This window comes from Janthinobacterium sp. PSRC1-1, from assembly GCF_049897525.1.
Classification (GTDB): domain Bacteria; phylum Pseudomonadota; class Gammaproteobacteria; order Burkholderiales; family Burkholderiaceae_D; genus Janthinobacterium; species Janthinobacterium tructae.
This window is the reverse complement of the sequence record NZ_JAFCWK010000021.1, coordinates 35,939-52,288: the sequence shown is the minus strand read 5'-3', so window position 1 is coordinate 52,288 and position 16,350 is coordinate 35,939. Positions and strand designations below refer to the sequence as shown.

General features: G+C 62.5%; 14 protein-coding genes and 1 tRNA gene. 9 read left to right on the top strand and 6 right to left on the bottom strand.

What is annotated here, in order from left to right:
• Positions 1–3: 3 nt before the first annotated feature.
• A complete protein-coding gene (locus ACP7DW_RS27805) occupies positions 4–774 on the bottom strand; it encodes a hypothetical protein (protein WP_426057644.1) in 771 nt (256 codons plus the stop codon).
• A 119-nt stretch (positions 775–893) separates the two neighbouring features.
• On the opposite strand from ACP7DW_RS27805, the gene ACP7DW_RS27800 reads away from it, so the two are divergent.
• Positions 894–969 (top strand) — tRNA-Phe (locus tag ACP7DW_RS27800).
• A 189-nt stretch (positions 970–1,158) separates the two neighbouring features.
• On the opposite strand, the gene ACP7DW_RS27795 is transcribed toward ACP7DW_RS27800, so the two are convergent.
• Complete coding sequence (locus ACP7DW_RS27795; protein WP_426085181.1) at positions 1,159–2,325, bottom strand: SEL1-like repeat protein; 1,167 nt, start codon at positions 2,323–2,325, stop codon at positions 1,159–1,161.
• A gap of 644 nt (positions 2,326–2,969) precedes the next feature.
• Between ACP7DW_RS27795 and ACP7DW_RS27790 the strand changes: the two genes are divergently transcribed.
• The 6 genes from ACP7DW_RS27790 (at position 2,970) to gdhA (ending at position 11,923) form a co-directional block, all read left to right on the top strand.
• Positions 2,970–3,311 (top strand): collagen-like protein, encoded by a 342-nt coding sequence (locus ACP7DW_RS27790; RefSeq protein ID WP_426057642.1) that lies wholly within the window; start codon positions 2,970–2,972, stop codon positions 3,309–3,311.
• A 122-nt stretch (positions 3,312–3,433) separates the two neighbouring features.
• Positions 3,434–5,881: an acyl-CoA dehydrogenase gene (locus tag ACP7DW_RS27785; protein ID WP_426057641.1), complete on the top strand. Its 2,448-nt coding sequence runs from the start codon at positions 3,434–3,436 to the stop codon at positions 5,879–5,881.
• A gap of 226 nt (positions 5,882–6,107) precedes the next feature.
• Positions 6,108–7,496, top strand: a complete 1,389-nt coding sequence (locus ACP7DW_RS27780) for an FAD-binding oxidoreductase (RefSeq protein ID WP_426057664.1) — start codon at positions 6,108–6,110, stop codon at positions 7,494–7,496.
• Between the two features lie 97 nt (positions 7,497–7,593).
• Entirely contained in the window at positions 7,594–8,955 is a 1,362-nt protein-coding gene (gene yegQ / locus ACP7DW_RS27775; protein ID WP_426057640.1) for a tRNA 5-hydroxyuridine modification protein YegQ, read from the top strand.
• 183 nt (positions 8,956–9,138) lie between these two features.
• Entirely contained in the window at positions 9,139–10,386 is a 1,248-nt protein-coding gene (locus ACP7DW_RS27770; protein ID WP_426057639.1) for a DUF819 domain-containing protein, read from the top strand.
• Positions 10,387–10,579: 193 nt separating this feature from the next.
• The gene (gene gdhA, locus ACP7DW_RS27765) at positions 10,580–11,923 is read left to right on the top strand and encodes an NADP-specific glutamate dehydrogenase (protein WP_426057638.1); all 1,344 of its coding nucleotides are present in this window, start codon (positions 10,580–10,582) and stop codon (positions 11,921–11,923) included.
• A gap of 115 nt (positions 11,924–12,038) precedes the next feature.
• Here the strand turns inward: gdhA and ACP7DW_RS27760 are convergent, their stop codons facing one another.
• Positions 12,039–12,596, bottom strand: a complete 558-nt coding sequence (locus ACP7DW_RS27760) for a flavin reductase family protein (RefSeq protein WP_096233711.1) — start codon at positions 12,594–12,596, stop codon at positions 12,039–12,041.
• Between the two features lie 160 nt (positions 12,597–12,756).
• Here ACP7DW_RS27760 and ACP7DW_RS27755 point away from each other — a divergent pair, with 160 nt between their 5' ends.
• Together ACP7DW_RS27755 and ACP7DW_RS27750 are read left to right on the top strand one after the other, a co-directional pair.
• Complete coding sequence (locus ACP7DW_RS27755) at positions 12,757–13,386, top strand: head GIN domain-containing protein (RefSeq protein WP_426057637.1); 630 nt, start codon at positions 12,757–12,759, stop codon at positions 13,384–13,386.
• Positions 13,387–13,429: 43 nt separating this feature from the next.
• Complete coding sequence (locus ACP7DW_RS27750; RefSeq protein ID WP_426057636.1) at positions 13,430–14,227, top strand: enoyl-CoA hydratase; 798 nt, start codon at positions 13,430–13,432, stop codon at positions 14,225–14,227.
• Positions 14,228–14,233: 6 nt separating this feature from the next.
• Here the strand turns inward: ACP7DW_RS27750 and ACP7DW_RS27745 are convergent, their stop codons facing one another.
• The 3 genes from ACP7DW_RS27745 to ACP7DW_RS27735 are packed head-to-tail and all read right to left on the bottom strand — an operon-like array spanning position 14,234 to position 16,287.
• Positions 14,234–14,971 (bottom strand): AIM24 family protein, encoded by a 738-nt coding sequence (locus ACP7DW_RS27745; RefSeq protein ID WP_426057635.1) that lies wholly within the window; start codon positions 14,969–14,971, stop codon positions 14,234–14,236.
• Between the two features lie 3 nt (positions 14,972–14,974).
• Positions 14,975–15,616 (bottom strand): AIM24 family protein, encoded by a 642-nt coding sequence (locus tag ACP7DW_RS27740; protein WP_298414314.1) that lies wholly within the window; start codon positions 15,614–15,616, stop codon positions 14,975–14,977.
• Positions 15,617–15,633: 17 nt separating this feature from the next.
• Complete coding sequence (locus ACP7DW_RS27735) at positions 15,634–16,287, bottom strand: AIM24 family protein (RefSeq protein WP_426057634.1); 654 nt, start codon at positions 16,285–16,287, stop codon at positions 15,634–15,636.
• Positions 16,288–16,350: the final 63 nt, after the last annotated feature.

Sequence of the window (16,350 nt, the reverse complement as noted above, 5' to 3'; positions counted from 1 at the left end):
AGGTCAGGACTGCAGCTGCAAGGTCTTGATAATTTTGCTTTCCACCTTCTCGCCCGCGCCCGAGGTGGCATTCTTGCTCTCCTTGCGCAGCAGCAATAAATGGTCGCCGCTGACGCCATACTGGCGCGTCTCGTCCGTCTTTTGCGTAAAGCTGATGACGACGAAAGCGCGCCCGCTCACGTCAAAGTGGAAATGGCTGGCCAGCGGCGTGCCGTCGGCGGCGATCCATACCTCGAGGCCGCCTTCGAACTTCTTCACATACTTGCGGTCCTTTTCCGGCACCTTGTCGAGCGACAAGGTAAAGCTGAGCAAACGCGCCGGCTTGCCCTTGTAGCTATCCATTTTTTCGCCGCTGAACACGGCTTCCTCGATCTCGCGCGACAGGGCGTCCGCCGCCGACACCATGGAACGCAGCTCCGTCGCCTTCATTTCTCCCAGCGCAAAGCCGATCGGCGTCTTGACCTTCGGATCTTTCACCCTGGCGCGCTGCTCGGCTTCCACTTTCGCCAGCACCTCCTTACTGTAGAGCACCTGCAAGCCCGCCGGCCCGCCCTCGACAGCCACCGTGGCCTGGCCAGTATCGTCTTCCGCCGCCTTGCCCTCGCCCTCGCGGCGCCAGGTTTTCGATTCGACCTGTGCCTTGATCGGCATCTGGCCCTGCAAACGCGCCAGCGCCGCATTCAGATCGGCCAGGCCATCGGCCCGCGCCGTACCGCACAACAAACTGAACAAGCCCGCCACCGCCAGGCCCTGCACTCCAATACATCGCCGCATCGCCACATCCCTTCAGGTCATACAAGGATGCCAAAACACCATGTTTTGGCCATCTGTTGCATTTGAACACAGCTAGCTCTGGTCAGGTGGAAAGTCTTTCTGCTATAATTCGCCGCCTTGGCCTGGTAGCTCAGTCGGTAGAGCAGAGGATTGAAAATCCTTGTGTCGGTGGTTCGATTCCGCCCCGGGCCACCAAGAATTCAGCAGCACATAACAAAAAGCCAACCTTCGGGTTGGCTTTTTGTTTACAGGCTCAAAAAAATCTGTGCCCCGGTCCATCTATGATGCCCGGTAGGCCACCGTACTTCGGGCGGCTCCGCTTGTTGCTCAGCGTTAATATACTCCACCATGCCGAGCACGAGCGCCTGAGGTCAGGGCGCAGGCCTATTCAGTTCTTGGCACCCATGCCTTAACCTTTGCAAACATTTTTTCATGCGCCGCGTCTGTCTCATTGCTGTCAAAGGAAGCAAGCAGCCTGGATAGGGTTGCGGCTTTATGACCTCTGAAGCTAGATAAGAGGCACCAGAAATAAGCTTGCTGAATATCCTGCGGGACGCCTCTGCCGTAAAGGTACATCAAGCTCAAATTGTACTGCGCGCCAGCATCGCCTTGATCCGCCGCCCGGCGATACCATTTAACCGCTTGCTTCTCATCCTTGGTAGGCCCGCGACTGCTGCTATACAGCACGCCCAGATTGTATTGCGCATCGACGTAGCCTTGCTCCGCAGCCTTGCGATACCAGGTCGAGGCTTCCTCTTCGTCACGCGGCACCCCTGTACCGTTGGCATAAGCCAATGCCAAACTGAACTGTCCCCGCGAACTCCCCTGCGCCGCCGCTTTTCGATACCAGCTCACCGCTTGCTGCTCGTCTTTCGGGACACCATCCCCTGTGGCGAGCGCCAAGCCCAATTCAAGCTGTGCGTTGGCATGCCCTTGTTCACCAGCCTTGCGATACCAGCTCACCGCCTGCTGTCCGTCCACAGGCATGCCCCACCCGTCTGCCGCTGCCGTTCCCATACGATATTGAGCACGAGCAAACCCATCATCGGCGGCTCTGCGATACCAACTGATAGCTTGCACTGGATCCTTGGAAACCCCGTGTCCGAATTCGTACATCCCTCCCATGAAAAACTGGGCGAGAGCGTAGCCCTGCTCTGCCGCCTTGCGATGCCAAGCCAGAGCCTGTTGCCAATCCTGGGGGACTCCCTTGCCTTTGCCGTACATCACGGCCAGGTTCTGCTGCGCATCGGCCAAGCCCTGCTCCGCAGCTTTTCGATACCATGAAATCGCCCGTTGCTCATCTTTTGAAGTACCCACACCGTTGGCGTACATCTCGCCCAATTTGTTCTGCGCCACTGCATTACCATCCGCAGCAAGTTTCGCGTAGCCCGTTAAAGACGCAGCGTAATCTTTCGTCGCATATGCCGTGTTGACTTCGTCTAATGTCGGGGACGACATAGCGGCTTCGGCAGCAAGTGCGAGTGTCAACAGACATGTCAAAAAATAGAATTTCATGGTTGTATGACCTTTATCAGAAAAAATTTCTTCCAAACCATTTAGACGGAAAGTCGCTACATTCGAATGCGGGCCGAAGCGTTCGGCCGACGAACGGAATATCCACGGTAAGGTTCCCGCTGCTAGAGGTCGTTCGTGCCATCGATATCAGGGGTAAACGCCGTCGAAGTTGACGTTTATTTCGAAGAGGCACTCGGACTGGTCAGCGGATAGTGTCTCCCTTTTATGCTGCAATTGATGATCCAAATGAGAGATCATTGCCCTTGATCAACTATGGTTTGCCGTGCGCGCACCGCACTCTGGGATGCCCGATTGATTGCACCTTCTTGATTTCAAGAATGATCTCGAAGATAAATATAAATGTGATTTATTTAACATCTCTCAGCATCGAGATTGAAAATCCTTGTGTCAGCGGTTCGATTCCGCCCCGGGCCACCAAGAATTCAGCAGTGCATAACAAAAACCTTCTATCCCACCGCTATGTACGCAAACGTACGGACTACAGCCGCCCAAGGGCCCATGCTGCAGGCAGACCACACACCCTTCCCGCCGCCAGCGCCCTGCGCGACACGGCGGAACGGCCACCTGATCGGATTTCCCCGCCACACCGCCATGCGAAACTCGCGCCCGACGCCGTCGAGCCGTTCCGTACATAACGGCACACTGCCAAAGGATGCATCATGAAAACTACCCTGATATTGCTCGCGCTCGCCTCTACCCTCGCCCTGACCGCTTGCCAGCGCGAAACGCCACCGGCGCCTACCGTCGTGCAAGTCGTTCCCGGCGCGCCTGGCCCTGCCGGCGCCACCGGTGCCCCGGGTGCGGACGCGCCTGCTGGCGCGACGGGCGCTACTGGCGCCACGGGCCAGACCGGCGACAGCGGTGCCGCAGGATATGACGGCGCCAAGGGTGCCACTGGCGCACAAGGCAACGATGGCGCCAAGGGCGACGAAGGCGCCAAAGGTAAAACGGGCAAAACGGGCGAGACGGGCGACACCGTGATCGTCGTTCCACAACGTTAATACGCCCCACGCCACACACCACAACGCCAACCCCTGCGGTTGGCGTTGTGCGTATGCGCTGTAGCGCACAGTAACATCGGCCACATCAGCCTACCCTGTCCCTATTCAATGGGAGATATCGCATGCTGACGATCATACTGATGCTGGCCCTGCTGGGCCTGCTTGTACTGTTCGCGCCCGGCCCCGTGCGCCGCGCCCTGCTCGCTCCGCGCCTGCTGGCCTTGTTCAAGCGCATTCTGCCAACCATGTCCGACACGGAACGCGACGCCCTCGAGGCGGGCACCACGTGGTGGGATGCCGACCTGTTTTCCGGCCGGCCCGACTGGACAAAACTGCATGCCTATGGCCGCGCCACGCTCACGGCCGAGGAGCGCCACTTTCTTGAGCATGACGTCGAGCGCTTGTGCGAACTGGTCAATGACTGGGAAACGCAGCGGCAACTCGACTTGCCAGCGCAGGCGTGGGCCTACATGAAAAGCCAGGGTTTCCTCGGCATGATCATCCCGAAACAATACGGCGGCAAACAGTTCTCCGCCTACATGCACTCGCAGGTGGTGATGAAACTGTCGAGCCGCTGCTCGGCGCTGGCTGTCAGCGTGATGGTACCCAATTCGCTGGGGCCGGCCGAACTGCTGCTGCACTACGGCACCGACGCCCAGAAAGATTATTATCTGCCGCGCCTGGCCGCCGGCACCGAGATTCCCTGCTTTGCCCTCACCAGCCCGTATGCGGGTTCCGACGCGGCCGCCATTCCCGACCTGGGCGTGGTGTGCATGGGCATGCATGAGGGGCGCGCCACTGTGGGTTTCCGCCTCAGCTGGAACAAGCGCTACATCACCCTGGCGCCCGTGGCGACCTTGCTGGGCCTGGCATTCCAGACCAGCGATCCCGACCATCTGCTCTCCAACAACGATGCACCGGGCATCACCTGCGCCCTGATCCCCGCCAGCCACGACGGGGTGGTGATCGGCCGCCGCCACCATCCCTTGAACGCCGCCTTCCAGAACGGCCCCACGTCCGGTACAGACGTCTTCATCCCCATCGACTGGGTCATCGGCGGCCAGGCGCAAGTGGGTAAAGGCTGGCGCATGCTGATGGAATGCCTGGCGGCGGGGCGTGCCATCTCTCTGCCCTCGTCCAGCGTGGGCATGGGCAAGATGGCCGTGCGCGGCACCGGCGCGTATGCGGCCGTGCGGCGCCAGTTCAACATGCCGATCGGCAAGTTCGAAGGGGTGCAGGAAGCGCTGGCGCGCATGGGCGCCAACCTGTACCTGATGGATGCGGCCCGCACCCTGGCCGCGCACGCCGTCGACCTGGGTGAAAAACCGGCCGTCATTTCCGCCATCGTCAAATACCACGTCACGGAACGGGGACGCGCGCTCGTCAATGACGGCATGGACATTCTCGGCGGCAAGGGCATCTGCGTGGGGCCGAACAATTTCCTCGCCAGCGCTTACCAGCAAATCCCCATCGCGATCACCGTCGAAGGCGCCAACATCCTCACGCGCAGCCTGATCATCTTCGGCCAGGGCGCCATCCGCGCGCATCCGTATGTGCTCAGGGAAATGGCCGCCGTGGGCGAAAGCGACGGTCGCAAGGCCGTGCGCGATTTCGATGCGGCCTTCTTTGGCCACGTGGGCTTTGTGCTGGGCAACCTGGCCAGAGGGCTGTGGTACGGGCTGGGTGGCGCGCGCCTGGCGGCTGTGCCCGACGCCGGCGCACCCGCACTGGCCCCCTACTACCGCGCGTTGACGCGGCTGTCGACGGCGTTTGCCGTCATGACCGATATGTCGATGTTCGTGCTCGGTGGCGAACTCAAGCGCCGCGAACGGCTGTCCGCCCGCCTGGGCGATGTGCTGGCGCAGCTGTACCTGGCGTCGTCCGTGCTGAAGCGCTACGAGGACGATGGCCGTTTGGCCGCCGACCTGCCCTATGTGCACTGGTCGCTGCAAGATGCGCTGCTCAAGGCGCAGCAGGGCTTGACGGGCGTGCTCGACAATTTCCCCGCGCGCGTACTGGCCGTGCTGCTGCGCACCCTGCTGTTCCCGTTCGGCCTGCCCCATCGTCCGCCGTCCGACGAACTCGGCAGTGAAGTGGCGCTGGCCCTGCAAACGCCGGGCGCCGACCGCGAGCGCCTGCTGGCCGACGGCCATGTGGCCAGCGACAGCGGCGATCCCGTGGCTTGCGCCGAGCGGGCACTGGCCTTGCTGCCCGACGTGCTGCACATCGAAAAGCGCCTGAAAGACACGCCCGAAGGCGCGGCCCTGCGGCACCTGCCGCAAAGCCTGTCCGCCATGCAGCCATGGCTGGCGGCAGCCAAGGCGGCAGGCACCGTCAGCTGCCAGGAGCACAATACCTTGCTCGAATATGCGCGCCTGGTCGATGGCTTGATCCAGGTCGACGATTTTTCGCCCGCCGCAGCGCACGAAACGCCGGCCGCCTATCCCCGCGATGACGCCGGCGTGGTCGACGCCAGCGACAAGCCCAGCACGAGCGGCACCAGCGCCGCGTACACGACGATCAGCGACAGCCAGACGGCGCCGGGCCAGTACGCCCTGACGCCAAAATAAATGCGGGAAAACACCAGCGGCTAGAAACGCTCCATCGTTTGTCCGCGCGCAAGCATGCGAACTTCCTTGTCCCCTCTGCCGGCGCCGCCGCTTGCGCACCGCCAGGCCGCTTCCTATCATGAAACCACGCGCTGGCTGGCGGTGCAGGCAAGCCGGCGCGCCGGAACAGGCATCCTGTTTCCCGTCACTATTACCGTAATCACCTGCAACTTGTAGGAGGTACATGATGAATACCTTGACGAATGGCCAGCTCGATGCGCTGCAAGCATCATTGAGAGGGCAGCTGTTACAAGCGGACGACGCCGGCTACGACAGCGCGCGCGCCGTCTGGAATGCGATGATCGACCGGCATCCGGCCCTCATCGCGCGTTGCGCGGGCACGGCGGACGTGCGCACGGCGCTGGCGTATGCGCGCGACCACGGCCTGCCCCTGGCCGTGCGCGGCGGCGGCCACAATATCGCCGGCAGCGCCCTGTGCAACGACGGGCTGGTGATCGACCTGTCGAACATGCGCTCGGTGCATATCGATGCGCAACAGCGCCGCGCCCACGTCGACGGCGGCGCCACCTTGCACGACTTCGACCACGAAGCGCAGGCGTTCGGCCTGGCCACGCCGCTGGGCATCAATTCCACCACGGGCGTGGCGGGGCTGGCCCTGGGCGGCGGCTTTGGCTGGCTCAGCCGCACGCTGGGCCTGGCGTCCGACAACCTGCTGGCAGCCGACGTGGTCACGGCCGACGGACAATTCCTGCATGCCAGCGCGACCGAGCATCCCGACCTGTTCTGGGCCTTGCGTGGCGGCGGTGGCAACTTCGGCGTGGTCACGCGCTTCGAATTCCAGCTGCATCCCGTCGGGCCGCAAGTCACGGCCGGCCTCATCGTGTTCCCCTACGCGCAAGCGAAGGCGGTGCTGACGAAATACCGCGATTTCGTCGACGGCATGCCCGATGCACTGACCGTCTGGGCCGTCTTGCGCAAGGCGCCGCCGCTGCCTTTCCTGCCGCCCGAAGTGCACGGCCAGGACGTACTCGTCCTGCCGGTCTTTTCAACCGTACAATCGGCCGCCATGCAGGAGGCGATCGAGCGCATCGGCCGCTTCGGCCAGCCGCTGGGCATGCACCTGGGCAGCATGCCGTACACGGCCTGGCAGCAGGCCTTCGACGCGCTGCTCACGCCGGGCGCGCGCAATTACTGGAAATCGCACAACTTCACGCAGCTCAGCGACGCGGCCATCGATACCGTCATCCGCCATGCCGGCAAGCTGCCGACGCCGCAATGCGAAATCTTCCTCGGCCTGCTGGGCGCGCAGGCGAGCCGGCCGGCGCCCCAGGAGACGGCCTATCCGCACCGCGACGCCCTGTACGTGATGAACGTGCACACGCGCTGGGACGCGCCGGCCGATGACGCGCGCTGCATCGCCTGGGCACGCGACTTCTTCAACGACGCCGCACCGTATGCGACGGGCAGCGTGTACGTCAACTTCCTGACCGAGGATGAAAGCGGGCGCACGGCCGACGCGTATGGCGTCAACTATCCGCGCCTGGCGCAGATCAAGCAACGATACGATCCCGCCAACCTGTTCCGCGCCAACCAGAACATCTGTCCGGCCGCCTAGCCTGCCACGGCGCGGCGCGGCGCCTTGTAATCCCTTGATCCAGGGCAATGCAATGCGCGCGCCGCGCGCTTACAATCGCCGGCTTTGCCCTTCGCCCATGCGCCACGCTCCCGAACTCCTCCTGCCCGCCGGCTCCCTGGCCAAGATGCATGCCGCCTTCGACTATGGCGCCGACGCCGTCTACGCGGGCCAGCCGCGCTACAGCTTGCGCGTGCGCAATAACGATTTTTCAACCTTGCAAGCCTTGCAGGAAGGAATCGATGGCGCGCATGCGCGCGGCAAGCAGTTCTTTGTCGCCAGCAATATCTTCGCCCACAACGCCAAGCTGAAAACGTATCTGCGCGACATGGAGCCGGTGATCGCCATGCGTCCCGACGCCCTGATCATGGCCGACCCCGGCCTGATCATGATGGTGCGCGACAAGTGGCCGGACGTCCCCGTGCACCTGTCCGTGCAGGCGAATGCCGTCAACTGGGCCGACGTGAAATTCTGGCACCGCATGGGCCTGACGCGCGTCATTTTGTCGCGCGAACTGTCGCTCGACGAAATCGAGGAAATCCGCCAGCGCTGCCCGGAGATGGAACTCGAAGTGTTCGTCCACGGCGCCCTGTGCATCGCCTATTCGGGCCGCTGTTTGCTCTCCGGCTACTTCAATCACCGCGACCCGAACCAGGGCACCTGCACCAATTCCTGCCGCTGGGATTACAAGGTGAAAAATGCGTCCGAAGACGCCAGCGGCGACCTGGGCGGCATGCAGGTGGTGCCGCTGGAATTTCACCAGGCGCTGGCCGAGGCCGACAACAATGCGTTTTCCGCCCTGCACCAGCAGCCGCGCCACCCGCTGGCCGACCAGCCCTACTTTATCGAAGAAGCCCAGCGCCCGGGCCAGCTGATGCCCATCCTCGAAGACGAGCACGGCACCTACATCATGAATTCGAAGGACTTGCGCGCCGTCGAGCATATCGAGCGCCTGGTCAAGATCGGTGTCAATTCGCTCAAAGTCGAGGGCCGCACCAAGTCGCTGTACTATGCGGCGCGCACGGCGCAAGTGTACCGCCAGGCCATCGATGACGCCGTGGCGGGCCGTCCTTTCGATATCAGCCTGCTGGGTCAGCTGCAAGGCCTGGCCAACCGCGGCTACACGGACGGTTTTTACCAGCGCCATCACACGCAAACGCACCAGAACTACATGCGCGGCGCGTCCGAGGCGGACCGCAGCCAGTACGTGGGCGACGTGCTGGGCGTGACGGACGGCTGGGCCAGGGTGGAAGTGAAAAACCGCTTCGCCGTGGGCGACCGCATCGAGGCCCTGCATCCGGGCGGCAACCGCGATTTCACCATTGCCCGCATGCTCAGCGATGATGGCAAGGAGATCCAGGTCGCGCCCGGCAGCGGCCACTTCGTGCGCATCGAACTCGACGGGGCGCTGGACAAGGCCTTGCTGGCACGCTATTTGTAACCGCCAGTCTGGCAAGCGGTGTGGCGAGCAGTTTCCAAGTGTTTGATTTGACAAGTAAAAATCCGCACACCGCCGCTTAAACAATTTGTTTAAGCCTCAACATTGCTATACGATACGGCCACCCTGCGCCCGGGGCCGTTATCGGAACCCGGTGCGTCCCTGACACGTTCACCGGAATCCCCGATGCCACCTGCCACACCCGCCCTCATCACCAATGACGCCGTCGTCCTCGGCCTGCTCGCCATGACCCTGGGGGCCGTCTTCTGGAGCGCCTCCCGCGCGGACGGCTTCTGGAAAAAGTTCTATACCTATATCCCGTCGCTGCTGATGTGCTACCTGATCCCGGCGCTGCTCAACACCTTCGGCATCATCGACGGCAACGCCTCCGGCCTGTACGCCGTGGCGCGCGACTATCTGCTGCCCAGCGCGCTGGTGCTGCTGTGCGTGGCCATCGATTTCGGCGGCATCATCCGCCTCGGCCCCAAGGCCATCATCATGTTTCTCACAGGAACGCTCGGCGTGATGCTGGGCGCCCTCGTCTCGTTCGAAGCCTTGCGGCTGATCCACCCGGAAACGGTGGCGGGCGACACCTGGCGCGGCATGACGACCGTCGCCGGTTCGTGGATAGGCGGCGGCGCCAACCAGGCAGCCATGAAGGAAGTGTTTGAAGTCGATGCCACGCTGTTCGGCCAGTTCGTCGCCGTCGACGTGCTGGTGGCCAACGTCTGGACGGCCGTGCTGCTGTTCCTGGCTGGTCGCGCGGGCGCCTTCGACCGCTGGACCGGTGCGGATTTATCCGCCATCAATGCGCTCAAGGACAGCATCGAAAGTTATCGGGCCCAGCATGCGCGCATTGCCACCTTGACCGACATCATGATCATCCTCGGCGTGGGTCTGGGCGTGACGGGCCTGTCGCACTTCCTGGCCGGCCCCATCATCAGCTGGATCGCCACCCTGCCGGCCGAGTGGCGCTTGCAGGATTACAGCCTGACATCGAACTTCTTCTGGATCGTCGTGCTCGCCACCACCTTCGGCCTGCTGCTCAGCTTTACCCGCGCGCGCAGCCTGGAAGGCGCGGGCGCCTCGACCATCGGCTCGGCCATGCTGTACGTGCTGGTGGCCACCATCGGCATGCACATGGACTTGAAAGCCCTGTTCGACAAGCCTTTCCTGTTCCTGCTGGGCCTGATCTGGATCGCCGTGCATGGCGGCCTGATGCTGCTCGTCGCCAAGCTGATCCGCGCGCCCCTGTTCTTCATGGCCGTCGGCTCGCAGGCGAACATCGGCGGCGCCGCCTCGGCCCCCGTCATCGCCAGCGCCTTCCACCCATCGCTGGCGCCCGTCGGCGTGCTGCTGGCCGTGCTCGGCTACGCGCTGGGCACCTATGGCGCCTACATCACGGGATTGATCTTGCGCGGCATGGCGGGGTGACGCTCCTGGCAACACGGTAACGACAACGCCAGCCTTCGGGCTGGCGTTGTCGTTTACTGCTCGCATCGTTCGCAGCGTCCTAAAAATCCCCAAAATGTAGCAGAAACCCCTCAAAACCAAATTTCCGCACCATTTTTGTGCGAAATCTGCGATGATAGTTGCCCAAATAACCGATTACCTCCATGGAATTCTGATGAAATACGCATCTGCTCACGAGTATGTCCAGCATGTCGCCGCACGCAATCCAGGTCAACCCGAGTTTCTGCAAGCCGTCACCGAAGTCATGGAGAGCTTGTGGCCATTCCTGGAACAGCACCCGAAATACGCGGAACAAGGCTTGCTGGAACGCTTGATCGAGCCCGAGCGCGTGGTCATGTTCCGCGTGTCGTGGGTCGATGACCATGGGCAAGTACAAGTCAATCGCGGCTACCGCATCCAGCACAGCATGGCCATCGGACCGTACAAGGGCGGCATCCGCTTCCACCCTTCCGTGACCCTGTCCGTGCTGAAATTCCTCGCCTTCGAACAGACGTTCAAGAATGCGCTGACCACCTTACCGATGGGCGGCGGCAAGGGCGGCGCCGATTTCGATCCGAAGGGCAAGAGCCCGGGCGAAGTGATGCGTTTCTGCCAGGCTTTCGTCAGCGAACTGTTCCGCCACGTGGGTGCGGACACGGACGTGCCGGCCGGCGACATCGGCGTGGGCGGGCGCGAAGTGGGCTACATGGCCGGCATGATGAAAAAACTCAGCAACCGTGCCGACTGCGTGTTCACGGGCAAGGGCGCCAGCTTTGGCGGCTCGCTGATGCGGCCGGAAGCGACGGGCTACGGCACCGTGTATTTTGCAGAGGAAATGCTGAAAACGCGGGGCCGCTCGTTCGAAGGCATGCGCGTCTCCGTGTCCGGTTCGGGCAACGTGGCGCAGTACGCGGTGGAAAAAGCCATGGCCATGGGCGCGAAAGTCATCACCGTCTCCGATTCGAGCGGCACCGTCATCGACGAAGACGGTTTCACGCCGGACAAGCTGGCCATTCTGATGGAGATCAAGAACCATCTGTACGGCCGGGTCAGCGACTACGCCGAACGCACGGGCGTGCGCTTCGAAGCGGGCGTGTCGCCATGGCATGTGCCGGTCGACATCGCCCTGCCCTGCGCCACGCAAAATGAATTGAACATCGACGATGCGCGCACCTTGATCGCCAATGGCGTGCAATGCGTGGCCGAAGGCGCCAACATGCCCACCACCATCGAGGCGGCCAAGGCGTTCGAGGCGGCCGGCGTGCTGTATGCGCCGGGCAAGGCCAGCAATGCGGGCGGCGTGGCGACTTCCGGCCTGGAAATGAGCCAGAACGCGGCCCGCATTTCCTGGCCGCGCGAGGAAGTCGATGCGCGTTTGCTGCAGATCATGCAAGGCATCCACGCCGCATGCAAGCAATACGGCACGCGCACCGATGGCACCGTCAGCTATGTCGATGGCGCCAATATCGCCGGCTTCGTCAAAGTCGCTGACGCGATGCTGGCGCAGGGGGTGATTTAAACAGGCGACCAGCGATTTGCGTAGGTCGGATTAGCGCGCAAGCGCGTAATCCGACGCCTCCGGACGCGTCAACAATGTTGTCGGATTACGCGCGGCGTTACCGCGCTAATCCGACCTACAACATTTCAGGTTTCATCAGGCTCTTGCGGCTGATCGTGCGGCCCGACACCATGAACTCGCCGTTGCCACGGTAGTGCAGGGTTTCGGGCAGCTTGGGCGAGGTGGCCACGTGGGCTTTCACGCACTCGAAGATGAAGAAGCCGCCCTTCGGATTGCCCGCCACCTGCGCCAGCTTGCATTCGAAGTTGGCGTAGCACTCGGCGATCAGCGGTGCGCCCACCAGCTCGGCCGGCTGCGGCGTCAGACCGAAGGCGGTGAATTTGTCCGTGTCTTCGCCGCTGCAATTGCCGATGGCGACCACCTGGTCGACCATGTCGGCCGTGGGCAGGTTGATCACGCATTCCATGCTGCGCTTGATCATTTCGTAGCTGTGGTTCGCATCGGAAATGAAGCAGCCGAGCAACGATGGCGTGAATTCCATCAGCATGTGCCAGGCCATGGTCATGACGTCGCTCTCGCCCTTCCAGGTGGAGCTGACCAGCACCACCGGCCCCGGTTCGAGGAAGCGGCGGATATCGGCGACGGGATAATCTTCTTTGTGGTAATTTTTCATGCAGTCTCCAGGACGCGGTACGCCATAGCATAGCCCAACGGCGCCTTGCCGGGCGCGCGGCTGTCAGCCGCGCCGCGATTTGTGTCGTTCATCGCAAATTTCTCCCCAATGGAGATGTTGCACAATAGAATACACTGATCAACTACCCAAGGAAACCGCCATGCGCCCTCTGTTCCTGTTGTCCATCCTGTCCCTCGCCTGCCTCTCCACCCTCGCGCATGCCGACGAGCAAACCCGCACGGTAGCCGCCTTCAACGCCATCGATATCCGCGGCCCCATCAGCATCGAAGTCGAATCGGGCAAGGAGCAGACCCTGCTGCTGCGCGGCGACCAGAAATTCCTCAGCGGCGTGATCACGGAAGTGGTCGATGGCGAGCTGAAAATTTCCATGAAGGACAAGGACATCAAGAAGACCGAGGGCGACCCGCGCATCATCATCACCATGCCCACCTTGCGCAAGCTGATCGCGGAAGGCGCGGGCGAGAAGATCTTGACCAAGCTCAATGGTCCAAGAGTCGACATCAGCTACAAGGGCGCGGGCCGCCTGGCCGCCGATGGCCAGGTCGACTGGCTGCGCCTGAAGGCGCAGGGCGTGGGCGAAGTCGATACGAAAGCCTTGCTGGCGAAAAACGTCGACGTCAATTTCGACGGCATCGGTTCCGTCAAGGTGTATTCCTCGGGCGAACTGAACGCCGTGGTGCGCGGCATGGGCGAACTGACGTATTACGGCAAGCCGAAGATCGTGCACAAGTCGGTCGCCGGCATCGGCAGCGTCAACGCCGCCAAATAAGATTTTCAGAAAAAAACAAGGCCATCAGGCCAGGGGAGACCGCATGACTGTTTTACACGATACCGACGCACCGCTGGTGCTGCGCGAGGATGAGGGTGGCCTGGTCACCCTGCGCCTGAACCGCCCGCTGCAATTCAATGCCCTGTCGGAAGCCATGCTGGCGGCGCTGCAAGCGGCGTTCGATGCCATCGCGCAGCAGCCGCACGTGCGCTGCGTGGTGCTGGCCGCCGAAGGCAAGGCGTTTTGCGCGGGCCACGATTTGCGCCAGATGCAGGCCACGCGCCAGCTTGATTATTATCAGACCCTGTTCGCGCAATGCTCGCGCGTGATGCAAGCCATTCAAACCTTGCCCGTGCCCGTGATTGCCCGCGTGCACGGCATCGCCACGGCGGCCGGCTGCCAGTTGGTCGCCAGCTGCGACCTGGCCGTGGCGGGCGCCTCCGCCCGTTTTGCCGTCTCAGGCATCAACGTGGGCCTGTTCTGCGCCACGCCATCGGTCGCCCTGTCGCGCAATGTCTCGCCCAAGCGGGCCTTCGACATGCTGGTGACGGGCCGCTTCATCGACGCCGACACGGCCGCCGACTGGGGCCTGATCAATGAAACGGTGGCCGACGCGGCGCTCGACGAGGCCGTGGCGCGCCTGGCGCAGCAAATCATGGCAAAAAGCCCGACGGCCATCCGCTACGGCAAGGCCATGTTCTACCGGCAGCGCCAGTTGCCGCTGGACGAGGCGTATGCATATGCGGGCGACGTGATGGCGCGCAACATGATGGAAGAGGATGCGGACGAAGGCGTCACCGCCTTCCTTGAAAAACGGCCGCCCAGCTGGGCGCGGCCGTAATGTAACTTAACGTTCCTGCTTCATCTGCTGCTGGACGGAAAGACTCAAGGTACCGAGGTCTTCCTTGCCCAGCAGCGGCAATTGCGACAGCAGCTGCATCAGGGCCGAGCTGCCCGTCACGTCCAGTTCGGACGACTGCACCAGCACCGTGCCGGCGCCCGTGAAGTCGATCTGCTTTTCCTCGCCCGACAGGGTAAAACCCGTCAGCGCGCCAGCGGCCGAGGCCCAGCCCTGCACGTGGGCGTAATCGTAGTGATACGACGGGCTGGGGCAGTCGGCCCAGCCCAGCACGGCCTGCTCATCGACGCGGCACGGCAGTTCCAGGAAATGCACGGGGCCATTCGACGAGGCGATGACTTTACCCGTGCCTATCATCGTCAGGTAGCCGGGCAAGGTCGATTCCTGGCAAATCACGTCCTTGGTAAACCCCAGCAGGTTTTTCGCGCGGATGGTCATGTTGGCGTTGTCCAGGTCGTAGCACGCCAGGTCGTTGCCGTTGTCGCCGAGGATCAATTGGCCTTGCCCCTGCGCCACGACAAAGTGGTGGACGTATTTGGGCGCATTGAAGGCGTTGCGCACGATCAAGTCGAGCACGCTGCTGCCCATGGCTTCGAAGCGCAGCTCGCCATAGAAGGCGATCATCTTGCCCTTGCGAATGAAGATCTGTTCCTTGACGTCGATGACATACGAAAAACGGTTCAGGTTATCGTTCTTCGGCAAGGTATCGGGGTTGTAAATCGTCATGGCTTACCTTTCGCTCGCTTGGATGTAGACCGTGCCCTGGCCCGTGAATTTCACCTGGTAGGATTCGCCGGACGCCTGGCCGACAAAGGTTTTCCAGTTCAGGTCCGTGACGATGGTCGAGCTCAGCTGGCCCGTGTGGCCGATATACGCTTGCGGGTCGACAAACACGGGCACGTCGGGCGTGACGGGCAAGCCGATGGCATTGCCGTCCGACAAAATCGCCACGTCGCCCGTGCCTTGCAAGGTGGTGGTAAACAAGCCCTGGCCCGAGGCCATGCCGCGCACCACGCCCTGCACGCCGCCCTGGTTGCCGAGGAACATGGTACCGGCCGTCAGGCGCGCATCGAAGGCCAGCAGGGAATCGCTTTCCACATAAAACGTTTCGCCGCGCACGGGCACGATGGTGACGAACAGGCCGCCCTGCGCGTAAAACACGCTGCCCGTGCCGCGCGCCGACATCAGGGCATAACCCTCGTTCGTGACGGCGCGCATGGCCAGGCTTTGCACGCCCTGGCCGGCCAGGAAGGAGCGGCTGAACGCCACATCGCCCTGGTAAGACACCATGGCGCCCTTGCGGGCGAACACTTCTTCATTGCCGAGTTTGACCTCAAGCATCTTTTCATTGATCTGCTGATAGACAGGCATCGCGGGTCCTCGCTGACTTAACGTTCGGCGGGCTGGATGAACACCACGCCCTGGCCGGTGAATTTGTGCTGGTACGATTCGCCCGAGCTCTGGCCGATCATGGTGCGCCAGTTGACATCAAAAACGAATTCCTGGCGGATGTCGCCCTTGAAGCCGACGAAGGCGTCCGGGTCCACGCGCAGCGGGTGCGCCGGCGTCACTTCCAGCATGATCAGGTTGCCGCGCGAAATGACGGCCAGGTTGCCATGGCCTTCGACGGTGGTGGAAAACAGGCCCTGGCCCGAACTGGCGCCGCGCAGGCCCGCAAAGCTGGTGCCCGTCTTCAGGCTGGTGTCGTAGGCCAGCAGGCTGCTGCTTTCGATGGTCAGCTTTTCGCCGGCCAGCGCCATGACGGTGATCTCGGCCGCGTTCTGCGCGAAAAACACGGTGCCCGTGCCGGCGGCCTGCATCAGCTGCATGCCTTCGTTCGTCACCTTGCGCTTGAGCGCGCCGAAGATGCCCTCGCCGCCGAGCAGGGATTTCTCAAATTTGATGCTGCCCGTATAGGCGACCATGGCGCCGGCAATCGCCAGCACTTTTTCATCCTGCAGGCGCACTTCCAGCAGGCGGTCGGTATTGGTGCGGAAACTGGTCACGCGCGACTCCCCAAGAATGCCAGGGCACAAAGCCATGGCTATCCGACAAGATACCGGTGGCGTTACCGCCATGCAAGTGCTATTCCTCCCGAACGGGGA